Here is a 17,704-nt window from a genome sequence, read left to right as displayed (position 1 = left end):
TTTTCAGCAGCTTGGGCAAAGAAGCCGAATATAATCGTTTCAATCGCCTCCAACCTTGCACCAGGCTTCGCCGTCTGTGGAAAACCGTTGCTCTCCCGTTTGCCGCCCCCTTGCTCCTGAAGAAAAACTGTCGCAAAAATGAATAAAAGTTAATGCCGTAGCGGCGCCGCGCATATTGCATTCACGGCGATATGCCGTCATGCTTGGCGTCATGATGTTCGATTTCGCCTGTTTGCATATTTCATCCCTGTGGGAACGGCTGCTCGGCGCGATCGGTGACGCGGCAGGCAGCACGCTCGGTCGCGTGGTAGAGGCGATCCGCACCCTTTTCGAGGGAGATCCGGAGACCCGCCGCAAGGTTTCTTTTTCCGTGGCCATTATCGCGCTGTCGGCAAAGATGGCCAAGGCAGACGGTGTCGTGAACGATGCCGAAGTGCGCGCCTTCCGGCAGATTTTCGATTTTCCTGAAGAAGAAGCCAGAAACGTTGCCCGCCTTTATAATCTCGCACGCCAGGACGTTGCGGGATACGAGGCCTATGCCGAACGTCTTGCCGGTCTTTGCGGCTCCGGCCATGACAATTGCGAGATGCTGGAAAGCGTCATCGATGGCCTGTTCCACATCGCCAAGGCAGACGGCTTGATCCACGAGCGGGAACTGGCGTTTCTCGGCCGTATCGCGGAAATCTTCCATATTACCGAAGATCATTTCGAAACGATCATGGCACGGCACGTTCATATGGATGGGCGCGATCCCTATCGCGTGCTTGGCGTTTCGCCCTCGGACGACTTTCTGGATATTCGCAAGCGTTACCGTTCGCTGGTTGCCGAGCACCACCCGGACAAGCTCATCGCGCGCGGTGTGCCGATGGAATTGCACGCTGCCGCGAATGAGCGTATGGCGGCTCTCAATGCCGCCTATGAGGCCATCGAGAAAGAACGCCGCGTCGCATGAGTGAATTTCTGCCGGATTTCAACCCGGATTTCGGGGGCGCAACCGTTGCGCCTTCTCCCAACCATGGCGAAAGACAGGGCGTGGCGGGCCCGGATATCATTCTCCTGCACTATACCGGCATGACGACCGCCGATGGCGCCCTTTCGTGGCTCTGCAATCCCGAAAGCCAGGTCTCCAGCCACTATTTCGTTTTTGAAGACGGGCGTGTCATGCAGCTTGTTGCGGAAACACGCCGCGCCTGGCATGCGGGCAAAAGCGGCTGGGCGGGGGAGGCGGACATCAATTCCCGCTCCATCGGGATTGAAATCGCCAATCAGGGCCACCCGGGCGGCCTGCCGGAATTTCCGGAAAAACAGGTAGCTGCCGTCATCGAATTGTGTCGCGATTGCGGCCAGCGGTGGTCTATCGCCCCTGAAAGGGTCCTTGCGCATTCCGATGTGGCGCCGATCCGCAAGGTTGATCCGGGTGAAAAATTCCCATGGGACATCCTGTCGCGGCACGGTGTCGGTCATTGGGTAGAGCCAGCGCCGATCCGCGGCGGACGTTTTTTTCAGCGCGGCGATCACGGCCAGCCGGTGGAAGCACTCCAGTCCATGCTATCCATTTACGGATATGGCGTTGAAATAACAGGCGCATATTGCGAAAAAACAGAAGGTGCCGTGGCCGCCTTTCAGCGGCATTTCCGCCCGGCGCTGGTGGATGGTATCGCGGATTTTTCCACGATCGACACGCTGCATCGGCTGATTGCCAGCCTTCCGAAATTTTCGGCCGTTTGAACGCCGTTTCTGGAAAAGCCTTCCCCGTTTCCCGGTCGCGCAAGTCGATTTTTTTGTTGTGCCACAGTTAATCCGCATTGAGGAAGTCTAAGAGCCGCAGTGGACGCGGTGCTGTTCTTCAGGGGAGCTTGCCGTCAATATCAATCAAGGAGACTGGACGGTAGAAGGTCGTAATCGACTTTCCGCGCGCTGGACGTTTTTATCGTTTCATTGTTCCGGTTATCCGATCTGGAGACTATTTCAACAGATGAACAGAGTTTTTGTTGCTGTCGCAGCGGGCGTTGCTATGCTCGTTTCGCAGGGGGGGATTGCTTTTGCCAAAGACGAGGAAGTGAAGACCAAAACCGTGACGCTGGGGACCTTCTTCCGTACGCCCGGTTATCCCGTTCCCGAAAAGAGCCTGCCTTCGTCGCTCAAGAACGACTATTCCGATCTGATCGTCAAATATGCCAAGCGTTACGGCGTCCCCACCAATCTGGCCCATGCCGTCGTTTCTGTAGAAAGCAAGTTCAACCCTAGGGCTCGCGGCAGCGCAGGCGAGGTCGGGCTGATGCAGATAAAGCCGGCAACGGCGCGCATGATGGGCTTTCGCGGCACGACCAAAGCCCTCTTCGACCCCGAGACCAATATTCGCTGGGGCATGCAATATCTGGCAACCGCACACCAGCTTGGTGGCGGTGAGGTTTGCAGCACGATCCTGCGTTACAATGCCGGCCACGGCGCCACCCGCATGAACCCGGTGTCCAAGCGTTATTGCGGCAAGGTCCAGGCGCTTCTGGCCAGCTGAGGTCCTTTGCTCAAGCGTGTCGTGATGTTTAAGATTGGCGATAAGCCTTAAGTCCTTGTTTTATCGCATCTCGTTATTGCAAAACCGCTGCACGCTCTTGCGCGACATGTTTCGGACGTCACGAAAATCGATTCCGGTTTATGCGTGCATGCTGTAGTCAGGAGCAAACCTGATGCGGAGCATGACATGCCGGATTTCAAATATATCGTTGTCGGTGCCGGAATGATGGGTGCGGCGGCAGCGAGGCACCTTTCGGCGCAAACGGATGGCGTGGCGCTGATCGGGCCGGATGAACCCGCCGATCGCAAGACCCATAACGGTGTGTTTTCAAGTCACTATGACGAGGCGCGCATCACCCGTGGTTTCGATGGCGATCCCGTCTGGGCGGAGCTGGCGCAACGCTCCATCCGGCGCTATTCCGAGATCGAAGCAAAAAGCGGCATCCGTTTCTTCATCGAAGCGGGCTGTCTGTTTACCGGAAACGGCAAGGGGCTTGCCGGAGACTACGTTTCGCGAGCCTTGGTCTCGACCGACCGTCTCGGTCTTGGCGTGGAAACGATCGGAAGCGATGCGCTGGCTGGCCGGTTCCCGATGTTTTCCCTGCCGTCGGATCACGACGGTTACTTCGAGGCGCAGAATGCCGGCCACGTCAATCCGCGTGCGCTTGTGAGGGCGCAATGCACGATTGCTACTGCGCAGGGCGCGCGACTGATCCGCGAGACGGCGGTGCATGTTCACGATACCTCCCAAGGTGTGGAAGTTTGCACCAGGGAAGGGGCCGTACACACGGCCGAAAAGGTCATAGTGGCCGCTGGCGGTTTCACCAACATGGCTGATCTTCTGCCTTCCCCGGTCGATATGGCGGCAACGGGCCGCACCATCGTGTTTTTCGAACTCGACGAAGCAAGGCAGGCCCTCTTCGGCTCCATGCCCTCGACCATCGTGCTGGCGGAGACCGAGGACGATATCGTCTATATTCTGCCGCCTGTGCGTTACCCCGACGGCAAGGTCTATCTGAAGATCGGCGGTGAGAGCGAAAAGGGCAGGCTGGAAACGCTGGCCGAAGCAGTCGGCTGGTTTCATTCCGACGGCACGCCGGGCGAAGTGGAATTCCTGACGAAGCGGGCGCTATCGCTCATGCCGGAACTTGCGGGCTGCCCCGTGACCTCTGGTTCCTGCGTCGCATCCATTACCCGTAGCGGTTATCCATATATCGGCTATACGCAATCTTCCAATATCGCGGTTCTGACCGGTGGCAATTTCGTTTCCGCCAAGTCTTCCGACGAAATCGGGCGGCTAGGCGCGGTGCTGCTTCTGCATGGCCAGCTGACCGAGAGTGATTTTGCTGCCGAAATGTCGCCCGTTTTTATCTGACATTCAGCAGCGAAGCGGCTACAAAATCGCGGCTGTATTAGAGCGGGTTGAGGCGAAGAGGGCGGCATGTCGGGACATTTCAAATATATCGTTGTCGGTCGTGGCATGATGGGTGCTGCCGCCGCCCGCCATCTGGCGGAAAACACCGAAGGTGTGGCCCTGATCGGCCCCGGTGAACCTGCCGACATCAAGTCACATCCGGGTGTTTTCGCCAGCCATTACGATGAGGCGCGCATTACCCGCACCATTGATGGTGATGCGGACTGGGCACTGCTCGCCAACCGCTCGATCGCGCGCTACACCGACATCGCGGCAAGGAGCGGCGTGGAATTTTACGCTCCCGTCGGCTGTCTGATGGTTGGGCCTGAACGCGGTGGCGACAATCCCTTTGTCGACAACGTCTGTGAGGCAGCGGCGCGTCTGCGGGTTTCCACGGAAATGCTTGACGATGCAGGTCTGAAAAGCGCCTTTCCCTATTTCTCCTTCGAGCCGGGCTGCGAGGGCGTGTTCGAAAAGGACAACGCCGGTTACGTCAATCCGCGCGCGCTGGTGAAGGCGCAGAGCGTTCTGGCAGACAAAGCCGGCGTTACGCTCATCGACGATATAGTCGTCTCAACGCGGGAAGAGGCTGGCCGTGCACGCGTCGAGACGGCCTCGGGTGCGGTTTATACGGCAGACCGGGTGCTGGTCGCTGCGGGTGGCTTCTCGATCACGAAGGATTTGTTGCCGCAGCCCGTCGCTCTCAATGTTTATGCGCGCACCGTCGCCTTCTTCGAGGTAGACGAGGCGGAGCTGGGACAATATGCGGGCATGCCGTCGCTGATTTACGAGCCGCGCGACACGACGAAACATATCTATCTCCTGCCGCCCGTCCGTTATCCCGATGGCAGGTTCTATCTGAAAATCGGCGGCGATCCCGATGATAAGAAGCTCGATAGCGATCCCGAAATCCGCGCATGGTTCCGTTCCGGCGGGCGCGAAAGCGTTCGCGACCATCTCTCCGCCATCGTCGGGACCTTGGTGCCATCCATCGACCGGTCGCGCATTTCCATGGCCGCCTGCGTGGTGTCCAAAACGCCGGGCGGTTATCCGGCCATCGGCTTTACGACGTCACCGCGCATCGCGGTTCTGACTGGCGGCAACGGTACGGCAGCCAAGAGTTCCGACGAGATCGGGCGGTTAGGCGCCCTGTTGCTGCGGGATGGAAAAATTGGCAACGACGCCTATGCAACGGATTTCAAGCCTGCATTTCTTTGATCTTCCGTTACGCTTTTCGGTGGCTTTCGCCAAAGAACATGGGTATTGACGCCATGCCAGTTGGCTGGGCAGCCGCGCTTTACCAATGTCGAAAGACGGTAAGGTGAGGAAAGTCCGGGCTCCACGGAAATACGGTGCCGGATAACGTCCGGCGGGGGCGACCCCAGGGAAAGTGCCACAGAGAGCAAACCGCCATGCCTGGCATGGTAAGGGTGAAAGGGTGGGGTAAGAGCCCACCGCGCCGCTGGTGACAGTGGTGGCAAGGTAAACCCCACCGGGAGCAAGACCGAATAGGGATGACACGGGGCGCGGGCGAAAGCCTTCGTCTACAGCCGGTTTCCGGGCCCGTCATCCGGGTGGGTTGCGAGAGGCGGCATGCAAATGCCGTCCCAGATGAATGGCTGCCACGTTCCGGGTCAAACCGGGGCCATACAGAACCCGGCTTACAGGCCAACTGGCGATTTTCCTGCCGCTTTTTTCGGTGGCGATCAGCCCTCGATGATATGGGGAACGTAGCGGGAGAGATTTGCGGTGATAGGTGACGCGTCCTCGCGAATCCCGAGCCCGCAGGGCCGATCGGCGACGATCCAGCTTCCTAACACGGCGTATCCGAAATCGCTCTTGAACAATGGTGCGTATGCCTGAAAAACATACCCCTCTTGGCCATAATTGCCGGGGGCCGATAAAATTTCGCGTCGGTTTCGGTAAAGGCTGACATTTTCGCCTTCACGCGAGAGAAGCGGCTTCACCACGTAATCCCGTAATTCATATATTTCAGGATCGTCCGGGAAGAAACTCGGGAGCAGATTCGGGTGATTGGGATGCCGCTGCCAGAGCAAAGGCAGCAGGCCTTTGTTCGACAGCACGGCTTTCCAGGCCGGCTCGATGAAAATATCGCCTTGTGCAGGCAGATGCGTGGCAAAGGATTCTCGTAACATGTATTCCCAGGGATAAAGCTTGAAGCAGCGTTCGATGACGCGACTTTGAAGGTCAGCATAACGCCCGCACGCATCGATGCCGATGTCTCTGATATCGAGGAATTGGGCACGGTGGCCCGCCTGAATGGCGCAGTCCATGAGATAAATCGTCGTGCCGCAATCCTCGGCGTTGTCGCTCACCGCCGCGAAATGGAAAATCCTGTCTCGCGAGAATTGACCGAAGGCCTCAATCAAAGCTTCCTGAACCGAGTTGAACTGGTCGGTTTGCGGCGGGAGTGTTCCAAGGGCGACCTGATCGGTCAGCCAGTTATATTGGAAATATCCCGTTTCGAATACGGAAGTGGGCGTGTCGGCGTTGTATTCCAGCAGCTTTGCAGGGCCATGCCCGTCATAGGCAAGATCGAAGCGGCCATACAGGTGGCGGTCGCACCGCCGCCAAGAATTTCGAATGACATCATGGTGATCGCGGGGGATGGCAAGACGGGTTAAAGCCTCCTCACTGTGTACGATGTCGGCGACGAGATCCATGCACATGTCGTGCAGGATCTGGCTCGGTTCTTCGATGTCGCGCTCGATTTCAGCCAGTCCAAAGCAATAGGCTGCATCGTCCACCCAGTAAGGCTCGCCATGCATTTCATGGAAGGAGAAACCGACAGCATTGGCTTTCTCGCGCCAATCCGGGCGCGGCGGGACTGTGATGCGGCGCATGTCAGCTTCCTGAAAAGGAGTGGCCGCCGAATCCACCACGGCCCTTGACGTTCGTTTTGGCGTTGGACGTCTTCACGTCATTCGCCAGCGCGCCTCCTCCTGACGTGATTCCCCCGCCGCCTTGGTCCTGTTCACTGGCCGTCACATCCGGTATGACGAGGTCGCCGTTGCGTTTTCGATAGGCCGACATCGCACCGTTGGAACCCGACTCGCTGTTTTTCTGCCTGCGGCGATAGTTGCTGTAGTCTGCAAAGTTTTCGATGGACCGAGGCATAACAAAACCGGCGGGTGAGGGTGTGAAGACGCCTATGCCGGTGGAGTTAGTGGAATTGAGATTTTGTTTCAGCTCAAAGCAGTTTCCCGCGCCGTATTCCATTTCACATGCGACCATATTGAGAAATTTAGGTGCAGTGGCGAGATGATGTTGGCCGGCGTCTTCGGATGCCGCTTGGCAAGCCTTGGGATAGACACCGGAGGCAACGCATTTTTCAACTGAGGTATAAAGAACCTCTTCCTCCGATGAAAAAGCCATAAAAAGGCCTATTGCGGCAATCGTACCGAGGGCGAGACGCGGGTGTTCTGTCACGTCCAAATACATGTCTGTTCCTCAATAGGCCATGCAGGCTGCGTTTAAAATCCCGATGACCACAGCGATACCGCCGCTCCAGAGCCCGGCCGCAACGTTATCCTCGGTGATTTTCAGGTGCAGGTCGGTCATGGAGAGTTTGGCGATGTAGAATGCGAGAACCTGTACCAGCAGGCCGATCACTGCCCAGACGATATAGTCGGGGAGGCTGACGGAATTAGCTGCCGCCGAGGCGAGCGGCAGGCTGAAGCCGATCAGTGCCCCCAAAAAAGCGACGACGGCGGCAAAGTTGCCGGCCTTGATCAACTCCCCCTCGCGGTGGGGAGTAAGGCGGGTGTAAATAGCGGAAAAGGTTACCAGGCAGAGCAGGCCGATCAGAAAATAACTTAAGAAGGCAGGTAAGCCTGCCACGCAATTCGGCATTATTGTCTCACAATGAAAAACACAACTTCAGAAATCAAAATCAATTGAAAGTTTAAAAAGTCAAGCGTCGCGGCGTTGTTGTTTGTTGAGAATGACGGTTCTGGCTGAGCGCAACATGCGCATTGCTTCGGCGTCAAATCGAACCTCTGCAACTGGTCTATCGCTAAATCACACAGATAGCCGTAACGCCAACCAAGCTGGCATTCCCGCGGCAGCATCAGAGCGCCTTTTGCGATTTAAGTGGCGCGTGTTTGGAGAAGGTCGCCAAGTGTCTGGTTCGCAAACACAAAATGGGCATATCGACCCAAGTTTTATTTGTTTCCGCTGGCACATGAGTTCGCGAAGTAAACCAATCGTTAAACTTAACGGCTTATGAATTTCCGATGCGGAGTCGGTATCGTGCCGGCTTCTCCCATTGACGCCCATAGTGTCCCATGGTATCCCAAATGCACACCACACTGGGTCGTGTTTTTGACCCGCAATCGCTGAAACGAGTGAGGAGCCTGCAACGGGCTGCTGCAGGGCATGTCGCCCTGACGCTTGGCGATGTGTCGTGCGTACCGGTGTTGTCTGTGGGGCGGATGATTCGCTTTGCGGAATGCGGTTTTGGCGAGTTGAGTAATGGACCGCTTTTTATCGAACGTAACGAACAGGATCGACGCCAAGGGGCGCGTTTCGGTTCCGTCTCCGTTTCGTTCGGTGCTGGCACAGCGTGGGATTCAGGAGCTTTATTGTCTTCAGGATTTCGCGTTTCCGGCAATCAGTGTCGGCGGTCCGGATTTGCTGGAGCGCTACGAGCGGCAGATCGCGTCCATGGATGCCTTCTCGCCGGAGGCGAACGCAATGTCGCTGCTGGTACACGGCGGCGGCGTTTTCATGAAGCTCGATCAGGAAGGTCGGTTGATGGTGACGGATTTCGTCCGGGAATTTACCGGCATATCCACGGATGTCACCTTCGTTGGACGAGCGGATCATTTTCAGCTTTGGCAACCGCAGGCGTTTTTGGCGGCGCAGGCGGCAGCAAGAGCGGGGCGCGGTTTTTCGGCTGCACGCCCCGCATAGGACGGGGACACGGAATGGCGGCGAATTCTGGCGGGCGATCTTCTGATGCCGGTGAGGGACCTCAGCGTCACATCCCGGTCCTGCTTCGCGAAGTGATCGCTGCGCTCGAACCCGCATCCGGTAAGGTCATCCTCGACGGCACTTTCGGCGCCGGCGGCTACACCCAGGCAATTCTCGATCAAGGTGCCAATGTCATCGCGCTTGACCGCGATCCGAACGCGATCGCCGGCGGCCAGGCCATGGTTGCTGCAAATGGCGGCAGGCTTACCCTCATTCAATCGCAATTTTCCGATCTGGCAAGGCACGCGCCGGAAGGCGGTCTTGACGGCGTGGTTCTCGATATCGGCGTTTCCTCCATGCAGATAGACGAGGCAGAGCGCGGTTTTTCCTTCCAGAAGAACGGTCCTCTCGACATGCGCATGTCCAGCTCCGGCGTTTCGGCGGCGGATGTCGTCAATCGCGCCAAGGTCGGCGATCTCATCCGCATCTTCGGTTTTCTCGGCGAGGAAAAGCAGCCGGGCCGCATCGCCCGCGCCATTGAAAAGAGGAGGGCGGAAGAGCCCTTCCGCACCACGCGCGATCTGGCGGGCCTCATTGAAATCGTTACGCCGCGCAAGGCTAAAGACAAGATCCATCCCGCAACACGGGTGTTTCAGGCGCTGCGCGTTTTCGTCAACGACGAACTCGGCGAATTGGCGCAGGCCCTGTTTGCTGCCGAGCGGGCTTTGAAGCCCGGCGGCCGGCTGGTTGTCGTCACGTTCCATTCGCTCGAAGACCGCATCGTCAAGAAATTCTTCTCCGAACGTTCCGGAAAGGCGGCGGGTTCCCGCCATCTGCCGATGGTGGAGGACAAGCCCGCCATTTTCGAAAATATCGGCAAGCCGATGGTCGCTGCAAGCGACGAGGAGGCGGAGATCAATCCGCGGGCCCGTTCGGCCAAGCTGCGCGCCGGCCTGCGCACGGCGGCACCTGCCCGGGCGGCAGATTTTTCGATTTTCGAACTTCCCGATCTCGCCAGCCTTGAAAAGATGGGAGGCTGATATGCTGCGCACATTCGATGTCGTGTTGATGGGGGTCATGGTCGCTGCGGCGGTGGTGACCTATTCGATCAAGCACAAGACCGATCTCAAGCTGGAACAGGTCCGCAAGCTCGAGACCGAAATCAAGCTCGAAAAAGACACGATCGATCTTTTGCGGGCCGACTGGGCACTGCTGACGCAGCCGAACCGCCTTCATCGTCTCGTGAATGCCTATCAGGACGAGCTTGGCCTTTCGCCGACGCTGCCGACACAATTGGCGCAGCCGCGCGAATTGCCGATGCTGCGCTCGCAATTGCCGCAGCCGCCCGAGCCGGAAGGCATGAGCGTTGCGGATGTCATCGCCGCTGCCGTCAACGGCTCCAAGCCGGGCGCTACGCTTGGCGGAGCTGCCAAGAAGAAATCACCGCCCGCCGGCCAGATTGCCGCCAATGGCGCTCCTGTTCCAACACCGCGGGCGCGTGTTTCCCGCCCCACGGCGGCTCCGGCTCCGGCTCCTGCCGTCGCCGCTGTCGCAGGCGATGAAGATGGCGAAATGGATGAAACCATAACTGGATCGGTGGACCGCTGATGTCTTTTCTCTCCCGCGTCATGGTTCTGAAGAGCAAGGCTCACTTTTCCGCCAGCACCACCGGCATTCACACTGACCATGCTGCTTTCGAGGGCGCTCGCAAGAAGAGGGCGGCCCAGGCGAAAAGCCGCGTCGGTCTCATCATTTTCGGCTTCATCGCCTTTTACGGCGTCGTGGGCGGCCGTCTGGTGCAATATGGCCTTGCCGAGCAGGAGACGGTTTCGAGCATTGCCCCTGCCGACCGGCTGATGGCGTCGCGTCCCGATCTTCTTGATCGTAACGGCGAGGTTCTGGCGACCGATATCCGCACCGTGTCGCTGTTTGCGGAGCCGCATCGCATCGTCGATATCGACGAAGCCATCGAGAAGCTGCGCACTGTATTGCCAGATCTCGACCAGCGCGGCACCTATCAGAAGCTTTCCTCCAATTCGCGCTTTCAGTGGCTGCGCCGTCAGTTGACGCCGAAACAGCAGAGCCAGATCCTGGCGCTCGGCATCCCCGGTGTCGGTTTCCGCCCGGAAAAGCGCCGCTTCTACCCTGGCGGGCCAACAGCTGCCCATGTTGTCGGTCACGTCAATATCGACAATCGCGGTGTTGCCGGAATGGAACGTTACGTCGACAGCCAGGGACTGGCCGATCTGACGGCGCTCGGCATGACCAGCGATCAGCCGCTGGAGCCGGTGAAGCTTTCCATCGATCTACGCGTCCAGTCCATCGTGCGTGAAGTCGTGACCTCAGCCATTACCAAGTTCCAGGCGATCGGCGCGGGGGCTGTGGTTCTGGATGTGCATACCGGCGAAGTGCTCGCTATGGCCTCCGTGCCGGATTATGATCCGAACAACCCGGCAGAAGGTGCCAAGGAAGGATGGCTCAACCGCATGTCGAACGGCACGTTCGAAATGGGTTCCACCTTTAAATCCTTCACCATTGCCATGGGTCTCGATTCGGGTCGCGTCCGCCTGGGCGATATGTTCGACGCGCGTTATCCGATCCGCATCGGTGGCTTCACCATCAAGGATTTCCACGGCAAGGGCCGCATGCTCTCGGTGCCGGAAATTTTCCAGTATTCGTCGAACATCGGTACGGCAAAAATCGCCGACACCGTGGGGACCGAAGGACACAAGGAATTCCTGACGCGGCTTGGCCTTCTGACGCGCATGCAGACCGAACTGCCTGAAGTGGCGCTGCCTTCGCAGCCCCGCGAATGGAAGAAGATCAACTCGATCACCATTTCATTCGGCCACGGCGTTTCAACAACGCCGTTGCAGACAGCAGTTGCCGGTGCCGCGCTCGTCAATGGTGGGAAGTTGATCGAGCCGACATTCCTGCCGCGCACGCGCGAACAGGCGGATCAGGTCGCAAAACAGGTGCTGAAGCCCGGCGCCAGCAAGGATATGCGCTTCCTGTTCGAATGGAACGGTGTCAACGGTTCCGGCCGTAATGCGCGCGTCGACGGTTTCAATGTCGGCGGCAAGACCGGTACGGCTGACAAGGTCGTCAATGGCCGTTATGTGCATGACAAGAACTTCAATGCCTTCCTTTCGGCATTCCCGATGGACGACCCGCAATATGTGGTGCTCTCCTTCATCGACGAACCGAAGACGGACAAGGGCAATGGCGCGGCACTTGCAGGCACCTCGGCTGCGCCGATGGTGCACGATATCATCAGCCGCACGGCGGCAGTGCTGGGCGTGAAGCCGAAGTTCGGCAAGGATGGCTCGGCCTTGCTCGTGTCTTATTGATTGTTAGAGCTTATGGTGTTCCGGCGAATCGCGCCGGGGGGACAAGACGGACACAGTCGATGAATTTGCGAGATATATCCGGGACGGCGTTTCCGGAATTGAATGAATTGCTCCTGTCTGAGATAGGGGCAATCGAAATCGGGGGAATTACCGCAGACAGCCGCAAGGCTGCGCCCGGCAGCCTGTTCGTGGCGGTTGCGGGAACCAAGGCGGATGGCGCGGCCTATGTGAAGGACGCGGTCGCCAAGGGTGCGGTCGCCGTCGTTTCCGGGCATGCGGTGGATGCCGATGTGCCGGTCCTCGCTGTCACTGACCCGCGCCTCTACCTTTCGCTCGCCGCTTCCCGTTTTTATGGAAAACAGCCGGAAACCATGGTCGCCGTTACCGGCACCGCGGGAAAGACCTCCGTTGCCTCCTTCGTGCGGCAAATCTGGGCTTTCGCTGGCCATGCCGCCGCCCAGATCGGTACGACGGGTGTCATCGCTCCCGGCCGCGAAGATTATGGCGCGCTTACCACACCGGATCCGGTGACGCTGCATGCGCTTCTCGCCGAGCTTGCTGCCGAAGGCGTGACCCATGCGGCCATGGAAGCTTCGAGCCACGGCCTCGACCAGCGTCGCCTTGATGGCGTGAAGCTCGCTGCGGCCGGTTTCACCAATCTCGGCCGTGATCACATGGATTATCACCCGACAATCGAGGACTATATGGCCGCGAAGATGCGGCTGTTTGACACGCTGATGGAAAAGGGCGCGCCAGCCGTCATTTTTGCCGACGACCCTTGGTCGGATAAGGCCATTCGCGCCGCCGCGGATGCAGGCCTCAATGTGCGCACCGTTGGCCGGAAGGGCGATTATCTAACGCTGAAGCGTGTAGAGCATTTCCGTCACAAGCAGCTGATCGAAGTGCACCATGACGGCGTGATCCACGAAGTCGACATTCCGCTGGCCGGCGATTTTCAGGTAGCCAATGCTCTCGTCGCCGCCGGTCTTGCCATGTCCACCGGCGTTTCCGCCCCAACGGCCATGAAGGCGCTTGAAAAGCTGATCGGTGCTGCCGGTCGCCTGGAACTTGTGGGCCAGACGAAGAACGGCGCGCTTGCCTATGTGGACTATGCCCACAAGCCGGATGCGCTTGAAAATGTTCTGACCTCGGTCAGGCCCTTCACCTCCGGCCGCATCATCACCGTCTTCGGCTGCGGCGGCGACCGTGACAAGGGCAAGCGCCCGATCATGGGCGAAGTGGCGACACGTCTTTCCGACATCGTCATCGTTACCGACGACAATCCGCGCTCGGAAGACGCTGCAACGATCCGTTCCGAAGTCATGGCGGCTGCGCCGGGTGCGTTGGAAATTGGCGATAGGGCAGAGGCGATCCGTCATGCGGTGTCGCTGCTTTCGAACGGCGATACGCTGATCGTCGCGGGCAAGGGGCATGAAGAGGGGCAGATCGTCGGTTCCGTGACGCTGCCGTTTTCCGATCATGAACAGGTGCGTACCGCGCTGGAAGGATTGAAGATTTGAATTGGTTATGGACAGTCGCCGACATGATCGCCATCACGGCAGGGCGTCCCGTCGGGAACCTGCCGACCGGTATCACCGGCATTTCCATCGACAGCCGGACTGTGAAGGCTGGTGAAGCATTTTTCGCCATCAAGGGCGATAGGGTCGACGGCCATGACTATACGAGTTTTGCTGTCGCCAATGGTGCGGGCCTGCTGGTAGTCGCCGAAGGCAAGCTGCCGGCCCTCGGCCGCCTGACCGTGCCCATGATCGTCGTGGAGGATGTCCTCGCGGCGCTTGGCAAGCTGGCCATTGCGGCGCGTGAAAGGACCACGGCGCGGATCATCGCGGTGACCGGTTCTGTCGGCAAGACGACGACGAAGGAAATGTTGCGGCAGGCTCTGGCGCCTTCGGGCCGGGTTCATGCGGCGGTGGCGTCCTTCAACAATCACTGGGGTGTGCCGCTGACGCTGGCGCGCATGCCCGCCGATACTGAATTCGGCGTTTTCGAAATCGGTATGAACCACTCCGGCGAAATCCGTCCGCTGGTCAAGATGGTACGTCCGCATGTCGCGATCATTACCACCATCGCGCCAGCTCATTTGGGCAATTTCAAGAACATAGAAGAGATCGCAAGCGCCAAGGCGGAGATATTCGAAGGGTTGGAGGAGGGCGGCTTCGTCATCCTCAACCGTGACAACGCCCAGTTCGAGCAACTTGAAGAAGCGGCGCAGGACCAGGGTATCGAGCATATCCTGACCTTCGGGCAGCATGCCAAGGCCGATTTCCGGCTGGCCGATTTCGAAAGCACGTCCACGGGCTCGACCATCTGGGCGATCCTGAACGGCGAAACGAGCGAATTGCACCTGAACATTCCCGGCAGGCATATTGCCGACAACGCCATGGCGGTGCTTGGCGCTGTTGCCGTCACTGGCGCCAATCTCGACCGCGCCTTCGAGGTGCTAGGAACGCTCGAGGCAGTCAAGGGGCGCGGACAGCGCCATCGACTGACGATTGAAAGCGGTTCCTTCCTGCTGATCGATGAGAGCTACAACGCCAACCCCGCCTCCATGCGGGCGGCGATTGCCGTGCTTGCGGAAACAGAAACGCAGGGTTATGGCCGTCGCGTTGCCGTTCTCGGCGACATGCTGGAGATGGGTGAATTCTCAGCCCAGCTACACGAGGAACTGGCGGGGCCGCTGCTAGCCGGTGGTATCGAACATGTCTGGCTGGCTGGGGAGGCGATGGCCGCCCTTCGCGATGCGCTTCCGGACAGTGTAACTGTCATCTGGTTCCCGACGACAGCTGAACTTGCCGATTTTGCCCTGCAATGGGTGCAACCGGGCGATGCGCTGATGGTAAAATCGTCACTTGGGCTGGGTTTCGGCAAGATTGTCGCGGCACTGCTTGACAAGTATCCGGCATTCCCCGAGACGGAACGCCAAGTCTGAAATAGCCTTTTGAAAGGGCAATTATGCTGATCTGGCTCGTCGAACTGTCGGATAAAATTCAAGTCTTCAACCTCTTCCGGTACATCACCTTCCGGGCGGGTGCGGCGATGTTCACCTCTGCGTTGATCGTCTTCCTTTTCGGACCGGCGATCATCAATTCGCTGCGCGTGCGCCAGGGCAAGGGCCAGCCAATCCGCGCCGACGGGCCGCAGACGCATTTCAAGAAGGCTGGCACGCCGACCATGGGCGGGCTGATGATCCTTGCCGGTATTCTCGGCGGTTCGCTGCTCTGGGGTGACCTGTCGAACGTCTACGTCGTCGCCGTTCTGATGGTGACGCTCGGCTTCGGGGCTATCGGCTTTTACGACGACTATCTCAAGGTGACGAAGCAGAGCGACAAGGGCTTTTCCGGCAAAGCCCGTCTCGGCATCGAATTCCTGATTGCCGCGATTGCCGTGTTCTTCATGATGAAGGTGGCGCTTGCTTCCGCACCGCATGGCGGCACGCTCGGAAGCTCCATCGCCTTTCCGTTCTTCAAGGAACTCGTGATCAATCTCGGCTATTTCTTCGTGCTGTTCGGTGCTTTCGTGATTGTCGGCGCCGGCAATGCGGTTAACCTGACCGACGGTCTCGATGGTCTCGCCATCGTGCCTGTTATGATTGCAGCCGCCACCTTCGGCGTGATTGCTTATCTCGCCGGTAACGCGGTTTTCGCCAATTACCTGCAGATCAACTTCGTGCCCGGAACGGGTGAGCTCGCTGTCATCGTCGGCGCGGTGGTCGGGGCTGGTCTCGGCTTCCTGTGGTTCAACGCGCCGCCCGCCGCCATCTTCATGGGTGATACGGGTTCGCTGGCGCTCGGCGGCCTCATCGGCTCCATCGCTGTCGCCACCAAGCACGAGATCGTCATGGTCATCGTCGGCGGCCTGTTCGTGATGGAAACGCTCTCGGTCATCATCCAGGTTTTCTGGTTCAAGCGCACCGGCAGGCGCGTTTTTCTGATGGCGCCCATCCACCATCATTTCGAGAAAAAAGGCTGGACGGAAAGCCAGGTGGTCATCCGTTTCTGGATCATTTCCGTCGGTCTGGCGCTGCTCGGCCTCGCTACGCTGAAGCTGAGGTGAGCGATGATCCCGGTCTCGTCGTTCAGAGATAAGAAGGTCGCGCTTTTCGGGCTTGGCGGTTCGGGCCTTGTCACGGCCCGGGCGCTGGTTGCCGGCGGGGCGGATGTCGTTGCTTTCGACGATAATCCCGACAGCGTCGCCAAGGCTGAGGCCGAAGGGATAACGACGGCTGATCTTCGAACGATAGACTGGCATTCCTTTTCGTCTTTCGTGCTCGCACCCGGCGTACCGCTAACGCATCCGAAGCCGCACTGGTCGGTCGATCTTGCCCGGGCGGCGGGTGTAGAGATTATCGGCGATATCGAGCTTTTCATTCGCGAGCGCCGGGCACATGCGCCGGATTGCCCCTTCATCGCCATCACCGGCACGAACGGCAAATCCACGACGACCGCACTGATTGCCCATATCCTCAAGGCTTCGGGCCGCGATACACAACTCGGCGGCAATATTGGCACTGCCGTGCTGAGCCTCGATCCGCCGAAAGCGCAACGTTTCTATGTCGTTGAATGCTCGTCCTACCAGATCGATCTGGCGCCGACGATCAATCCCACGGCCGGCATTCTGCTCAATCTGACGCCCGACCATCTCGACCGGCACGGCACCATGCAGCATTATGCCGATGTCAAGGAACGGCTTGTGGCCGGCAGTGGCACGGCAATTGTCGGCGTTGATGACAGCTATTCCACGCTGATCGCCGACCGCATCGAGCGTGCCGGCGTGAAGGTGGAACGCATTTCCAAGCGCAATGTCGTTTCCGAAGGTCTTTATGCCGAAGGCAGCCGCATCCTGCGGGCGCATGGGGGCAAGTCCTCGCTGCTGGTCGATCTCGACGGCATCCAGACGCTTCGCGGCAGCCACAATGCCCAGAATGCAGCGGCTGCAATTGCCGCATGCCTTGCCGTCGGCGTTTCCGAAGAGGACGTTCGCGCAGGTCTCAAGTCCTTCCCCGGCCTAAAACATCGCATGCAGCCGGTCGGTCGGCGCGGCAATGTCACTTTCGTCAATGACAGCAAGGCCACCAATGCCGATGCAGCAGCACCCGCCTTGTCGAGCTATGAGCGCATCTATTGGATCGCGGGCGGTCTGCCGAAGGCCGGCGGCATTGCCAGCCTTGCGCCCCTGTTTCCGCGCATCGCCAAGGCCTATCTGATCGGCGAGGCGGCGGCGGAATTTGCAGCGACGCTAGGCGAAGCCGTGCCTTATGAAATATCCGGCACGCTGGACAAGGCGGTGCAGCATGCGGCGGCGGATGCGGAAAAAGATGCGACGGCCGGCAATATCGTGATGTTATCCCCGGCTTGCGCAAGCTTCGACCAATATAAGAACTTTGAAATCAGAGGTGATTCGTTCGTCGCGCAGGTTGCGGCGCTCGATGGCGTGACGATGCTCGTTCACTCTGGAAAAGGGGGCTGAGGCC

16 protein-coding genes and 1 other RNA gene are annotated in these 17,704 nt (G+C 59.0%); 14 read left to right on the top strand and 3 right to left on the bottom strand.

All coding sequences use genetic code 11. From position 1 onward, the window contains the following. Window positions 1-211: 211 nt before the first annotated feature. The 6 genes from AC5SEO_RS10665 to rnpB all read left to right on the top strand — a co-directional run bounded on the left by AC5SEO_RS10665 (window position 212) and on the right by rnpB (window position 5,608). Window positions 212-952 carry a J domain-containing protein gene (locus AC5SEO_RS10665; RefSeq protein ID WP_013636520.1) on the top strand — a complete coding sequence of 247 codons (741 nt, stop codon included), beginning with the start codon at window positions 212-214 and terminating at the stop codon, window positions 950-952. Continuing rightward, the gene (locus tag AC5SEO_RS10660; RefSeq protein ID WP_174068531.1) at window positions 949-1,728 is read left to right on the top strand and encodes an N-acetylmuramoyl-L-alanine amidase; all 780 of its coding nucleotides are present in this window, start codon (window positions 949-951) and stop codon (window positions 1,726-1,728) included. Before AC5SEO_RS10665 ends, AC5SEO_RS10660 begins: the two co-directional genes overlap by 4 nt. Before the next feature lie 247 nt (window positions 1,729-1,975). After that, on the top strand, window positions 1,976-2,515 hold the full coding sequence (locus AC5SEO_RS10655) for a lytic transglycosylase domain-containing protein (RefSeq protein ID WP_174068530.1): 540 nt from the start codon (window positions 1,976-1,978) through the stop codon (window positions 2,513-2,515). 186 nt (window positions 2,516-2,701) lie between these two features. Continuing rightward, window positions 2,702-3,889: an NAD(P)/FAD-dependent oxidoreductase gene (locus AC5SEO_RS10650; protein ID WP_174068529.1), complete on the top strand. Its 1,188-nt coding sequence runs from the start codon at window positions 2,702-2,704 to the stop codon at window positions 3,887-3,889. A gap of 66 nt (window positions 3,890-3,955) precedes the next feature. Further along, on the top strand, window positions 3,956-5,146 hold the full coding sequence (locus AC5SEO_RS10645; RefSeq protein WP_003513256.1) for an FAD-dependent oxidoreductase: 1,191 nt from the start codon (window positions 3,956-3,958) through the stop codon (window positions 5,144-5,146). A 56-nt stretch (window positions 5,147-5,202) separates the two neighbouring features. Then, window positions 5,203-5,608, top strand: an RNA gene (rnpB, locus tag AC5SEO_RS10640) — RNase P RNA component class A. Between the two features lie 26 nt (window positions 5,609-5,634). Here rnpB and AC5SEO_RS10635 read toward each other — a convergent pair. The 3 genes from AC5SEO_RS10635 to AC5SEO_RS10625 are packed head-to-tail and all read right to left on the bottom strand — an operon-like array spanning window position 5,635 to window position 7,801. Then, entirely contained in the window at window positions 5,635-6,792 is a 1,158-nt protein-coding gene (locus tag AC5SEO_RS10635; protein WP_003513255.1) for a glutathionylspermidine synthase family protein, read from the bottom strand. A gap of 1 nt (window position 6,793) precedes the next feature. Further along, window positions 6,794-7,390, bottom strand: coding sequence for a DUF1190 domain-containing protein (locus tag AC5SEO_RS10630; protein ID WP_174068528.1), 597 nt, complete (start codon window positions 7,388-7,390; stop codon window positions 6,794-6,796). 9 nt (window positions 7,391-7,399) lie between these two features. Beyond that, window positions 7,400-7,801: a DUF350 domain-containing protein gene (locus AC5SEO_RS10625; RefSeq protein WP_174068527.1), complete on the bottom strand. Its 402-nt coding sequence runs from the start codon at window positions 7,799-7,801 to the stop codon at window positions 7,400-7,402. Window positions 7,802-8,422: 621 nt separating this feature from the next. On the opposite strand from AC5SEO_RS10625, the gene mraZ reads away from it, so the two are divergent. From mraZ to murD, 8 genes are read left to right on the top strand one after another with little or no spacing between them, the layout of a single operon-like run. After that, on the top strand, window positions 8,423-8,863 hold the full coding sequence (gene mraZ, locus AC5SEO_RS10620; RefSeq protein WP_003513235.1) for a division/cell wall cluster transcriptional repressor MraZ: 441 nt from the start codon (window positions 8,423-8,425) through the stop codon (window positions 8,861-8,863). 14 nt (window positions 8,864-8,877) lie between these two features. Then, window positions 8,878-9,903, top strand: coding sequence for a 16S rRNA (cytosine(1402)-N(4))-methyltransferase RsmH (rsmH, locus tag AC5SEO_RS10615; protein ID WP_013636514.1), 1,026 nt, complete (start codon window positions 8,878-8,880; stop codon window positions 9,901-9,903). A 1-nt stretch (window position 9,904) separates the two neighbouring features. Continuing rightward, window positions 9,905-10,471 carry a cell division protein FtsL gene (gene ftsL, locus AC5SEO_RS10610; RefSeq protein WP_174068526.1) on the top strand — a complete coding sequence of 189 codons (567 nt, stop codon included), beginning with the start codon at window positions 9,905-9,907 and terminating at the stop codon, window positions 10,469-10,471. Beyond that, window positions 10,471-12,213, top strand: a complete 1,743-nt coding sequence (locus AC5SEO_RS10605; RefSeq protein WP_003513230.1) for a peptidoglycan D,D-transpeptidase FtsI family protein — start codon at window positions 10,471-10,473, stop codon at window positions 12,211-12,213. Before ftsL ends, AC5SEO_RS10605 begins: the two co-directional genes overlap by 1 nt. A gap of 59 nt (window positions 12,214-12,272) precedes the next feature. Next, window positions 12,273-13,733 (top strand): UDP-N-acetylmuramoyl-L-alanyl-D-glutamate--2,6-diaminopimelate ligase, encoded by a 1,461-nt coding sequence (locus AC5SEO_RS10600; protein ID WP_003513228.1) that lies wholly within the window; start codon window positions 12,273-12,275, stop codon window positions 13,731-13,733. Beyond that, complete coding sequence (locus tag AC5SEO_RS10595; RefSeq protein WP_026330779.1) at window positions 13,730-15,163, top strand: UDP-N-acetylmuramoylalanyl-D-glutamyl-2,6-diaminopimelate--D-alanyl-D-alanine ligase; 1,434 nt, start codon at window positions 13,730-13,732, stop codon at window positions 15,161-15,163. Before AC5SEO_RS10600 ends, AC5SEO_RS10595 begins: the two co-directional genes overlap by 4 nt. A 23-nt stretch (window positions 15,164-15,186) precedes the next feature. After that, complete coding sequence (gene mraY, locus AC5SEO_RS10590) at window positions 15,187-16,287, top strand: phospho-N-acetylmuramoyl-pentapeptide-transferase (protein ID WP_003513226.1); 1,101 nt, start codon at window positions 15,187-15,189, stop codon at window positions 16,285-16,287. Between the two features lie 3 nt (window positions 16,288-16,290). After that, a complete protein-coding gene (gene murD, locus AC5SEO_RS10585; RefSeq protein ID WP_174068525.1) occupies window positions 16,291-17,700 on the top strand; it encodes a UDP-N-acetylmuramoyl-L-alanine--D-glutamate ligase in 1,410 nt (469 codons plus the stop codon). Window positions 17,701-17,704 lie beyond the last annotated feature (4 nt).

The organism is Agrobacterium sp. K11, from assembly GCF_059429395.1.
The sequence above is the reverse complement of the archived record's forward strand: the minus strand, read 5'-3'. Positions and strand labels throughout refer to the sequence as shown.